Source organism: Actinosynnema sp., assembly GCF_052038725.1.
Map to the genome: position 1 here is coordinate 1 of NZ_JBQGCX010000327.1, position 2,680 is coordinate 2,680.

Sequence of the window (2,680 nt, forward strand, 5' to 3'; positions counted from 1 at the left end):
GGTGATGCCGTTCTTCGCCGTCAGAGGTGGGCGGGGGCGGGTTTGGGCTTGGGCGGTGGCCCTTGCCAGGGGGGTCAGGAGGTGGGGGCCTCCTGTTCTCAGGGTTGTCGGGTCGGTGTGGACGACCACCGCGCCCGCTGCCTGCAGGGCCGTCGAGGAGGGTTTTGGGGTTCTGAACTGCCAGGCCAGGCCGTAGGCGTCCCACCAGGCGTCGGCCACGCCCAAGGGGTCGCCCTCCGCCGTGGTGATCGTGGGGCTCCACCTCGGCTCCGGCAGGCCCAGGTGGGTCGTCAGCTCCTGGGCTCGTTTCACCGCCAGGGGCGGGCGTTCCACCACGGCCAGGGCTTGGCGGGTCGCGGCCGTCGCCTTGGGCAGGAGTGCGCGCAGGTCTGCGGTGGAGACACCGGTTCTGGTGACGACCTCGGTGAAGACGGCGCTCAGGGCGCGGGGGTTGTCGAGCACCCGTGCCGCGTCGGTCGCGGCCCTCGGCAGTGGGGCGGTGGGGAAGCCGTTCACCAGCAGCGGTGGTGGCGGGTGTCTGGTGGCCATCACCCTCACTCGGTCGGTGGGCGGTTTGCCTCTGCGGGAGAGGACCAGGATCTGGCCCGCCGGAGGCAGTGAGCGCATTCCGTGCAGGTGGAGGGCGTCGATCCCGGTGAGCTGGGCGTCCGCGCCCGCGTAGCAGAGCGCCGCGCGCGCCCACTGGGTCCGGGTTGGCGGGATCGGGGAGAGGAGGAGGACTCCGGGGAGCAGGCGCTGCCACGGGCCGCCGCGTTCGCAGCGGGACAGGAGTTCGGCCGCGGGCAGGCCCAGGCGGACCAGGAGTGCGGCGGAGGCGATGCGGTTCGCGAAGAGGAGGGCCAGGGCATCGAGGTTGATCGTGGGCGTGAGGCGCATGGGTCCACTGTGGGCGGCCCTGGGGCGGGCGGCGAGGAGGGAAAGCGGGGGTTGTGGACAACCGGTGGGGGTGTGGAGAACTTGGGGGAATGACGGGAAGTGGGGGGCGGAGTGGGGTATGGGCGGGGCGGAACGGGAAAGGCTCCCGGTGGCCTGGTGGCCGCCGGGAGCCTTTGCCCGGAAGGTGATTACCCCTCGAAATCACCTTCACCCGATCAGAACCTCGCCAGTTCCTCCTCCTGGTTGATCTCCTGATCGATTTCACGCGCGGTGACGCGCACGCCGGACCAGGCGTCGTAGAGGGCGACCAGTCCGCCCGCGGTGCAGAAGGCGATCGCCAGCGCGGTCACGCCGTCGACCTCCAAGCGGGTCAGCACCACGGCCAACGCCCACAGCTGGATGGCGGAGAACAGCAGCGCGCAGGCGAGCCGCTCGGTGAACTTCCTGCGGGACCTGATCTCGGCTTCACGGCGGATCATGGCTCCCCCTTTCGTCATGGCTCCTTTTTAGGAGCACTCGCGAAGGGGATCTGCGTCAGATGACGCACTGGGCCGGAATTCAGTCCGCGTAACCCTGGAGGCGCCGGACGTCGTGAATGTCCACCACGCGCCTGCCCGTGGAGATGATGCCCTCGGAACGCAGGGAGCGCAGCACCCGGACCAGTGATTCTCGCGAGGTTCCGGCGATTCCCGCGAGTTCTTCCTGGGTGAACGGCACGGCCCCCTGGTCGGCGATGCCGCGCTGGAGGGCCATGTCGAGCAGGACCGCGGCGACCCGCTGGGTGGCGGTGCCGCTGATCTGCACGCGCTGGCGGTCCGCGTCGCGCTGGCGGCCGACGACCACGCCGAGGACGGCCCAGGAGATGCCGGGCTCGCGGCGGCACAGGGCGGTGAACGTGGCGGCGGTGAGCACGAGCGCCCTGGTGCGACCGCTGGCGCTGACGGTGGCCGAGCGGGGAAGTCCGTCCACGGCGGACCGCTCGCCGACGATGTCGCCGGGACCGCGCACCGCGAGCAGGCGCTCGCCGGTCGGGGTCACGGCGGTGACCCGGAGGAGGCCCTCGCGGACGACCAGGACGTGCGCGGTGGTCTCGCCCTCGCGGCACACGACGGCGCCGCGCGAGTAGTCGCGCTCGACACCCGCGGCGCGCAGGAGGCCCTGCTCCGCGACGGTCAACCGGGCCCAGAACCGCTCCACCAGAACAGGGTGCACTCGGTTAGCGCGAACGGGTGGGGAGCACGCCGGGATGACACCCGAACGGCGGCCCGGCGACTGCGGAGCCCCGGAAAGCAGCGCCGAACGAGACGAGCAGGGCGAACGGATGCGATGAACAGGCGACCCGGAAGCAAGAGAGAGCGGGGAGTTGAGAGACCCGGAACAGAGAGGCCCGACAGCGGAGAGCTCCGGAAGTGGAGGAGAGACAGCGGAGGGGGAGGCGGGCGCGGCTGGCCGGAGGGGCGTGATCGGGTGGCGGTCGGGTTCAGCGGCCCTCGGGGTGGCGTTCCGGTTTCGGCTCGGGTTCCGCCGAGCGGGCCGGGGCGGTGGAGAGGAGGGAGGCCGGGCGGACCGCCGCCGTGCCGAAGCGGGTCCTCGCCTGGTCGGCCGCCTGCTCCGCCTCGCGCCAGCCGCGCTCGGGGGCGTCGAACGCCAACTGCTCCCCCGCCGTGCCCTCGGACAGCTGCTCCACCCGCACGCCGATGAGCCGCACCGCGCCCGGCGGGACGTGGTCGTCCAGCAGGGACGTCGCGGTCGCGTACACCTCGCGCGCCACGTCCGTGGCCAC

General features: G+C 72.2%; 4 protein-coding genes. All 4 read right to left on the reverse strand.

The genetic code is table 11. The features are described from left to right. Positions 1-897: hypothetical protein (locus ACTUAL_RS06505; RefSeq protein WP_440899608.1), on the reverse strand; the 897-nt coding region annotated here is incomplete at its 3' end. Between the two features lie 215 nt (positions 898-1,112). After that, positions 1,113-1,394 carry a hypothetical protein gene (locus ACTUAL_RS06510; protein WP_253844648.1) on the reverse strand — a complete coding sequence of 94 codons (282 nt, stop codon included), beginning with the start codon at positions 1,392-1,394 and terminating at the stop codon, positions 1,113-1,115. A gap of 61 nt (positions 1,395-1,455) precedes the next feature. Further along, positions 1,456-2,094, reverse strand: coding sequence for a Crp/Fnr family transcriptional regulator (locus ACTUAL_RS06515; protein WP_096496476.1), 639 nt, complete (start codon positions 2,092-2,094; stop codon positions 1,456-1,458). 283 nt (positions 2,095-2,377) lie between these two features. Beyond that, positions 2,378-2,680, reverse strand: a 303-nt coding sequence (locus ACTUAL_RS06520) for a DinB/UmuC family translesion DNA polymerase (protein WP_440899609.1), incomplete at its 5' end; no start/stop codon positions are given.